Annotated in this window: 2 protein-coding genes; both read left to right on the top strand. The window is 74.4% G+C overall.

The window, feature by feature from the left end; genetic code table 11:
• A partial coding sequence (locus tag AC2W7M_RS26995; protein ID WP_486136309.1) for a cation-transporting P-type ATPase occupies nt 1-336 on the top strand: 336 nt, incomplete at its 5' end.
• Nucleotides 337-352: 16 nt separating this feature from the next.
• Nucleotides 353-625: P-type ATPase actuator domain-containing protein (locus AC2W7M_RS26990; RefSeq protein WP_486136307.1), on the top strand; the 273-nt coding region annotated here is incomplete at its 3' end.

The following is a 625-nucleotide window of genomic DNA, read 5'->3' as shown; positions in this document are numbered from 1 at the left end:
TACATCGGAACGCGGGCCGCCGGCCTGTCCACGGCCGAGGCCGCGCGCATCCGCGCCGCGCACGGCGACAATGCCATGCCGGAACCGCAGGGCCGGTCGGCCGCCGCGATCCTTCGCGAGCAGGTCTCCAACCTTCCGGTGGGCCTGCTGGTGGGATCGGCCGTCCTCTCTTTGGCCACCGGCGGCACGTTCGATGCCGCCGTCACCTTGACGGTGATCGCGGTGAATGCCGGCATCGGCTTCGCCACCGAACATTCCACCGAGCGCCTCATCCGCCGCCTGTCGCGGCCGGTGGAGCATCCGGCCGCGGTGCTGCGGACGGCGCGCCGGCGGTGATCCCCGCGCGGAGATCGTGCCCGGCGACGTCCTCCTCCTGGCGCCCGGCACGGTGGTGGCCGCCGATGCCCGGCTGATCGCCGCGAATGCCCTCTCCGTGGACGAGAGCGCGCTCACCGGCGAGAGCCTGCCGGTGGAGAAGACCGCCGCGCCATTGCCCGAGGTGCCCGGCGCGGTCGGTGAGCGCCACAATCTGGTGCATGCCGGCACCGTGGTCACCGGCGGCGACGGGCGCGCGGCGGTGGTCCGCACCGGTGTCGCGAGCGAGGCGGCGCGCACCGGCGCTGAT

This window comes from Xanthobacter sp. BG11Y11_SDJG (assembly GCF_057364445.1).
The sequence above is the reverse complement of the archived record's forward strand: the minus strand, read 5'-3'. Positions and strand labels throughout refer to the sequence as shown.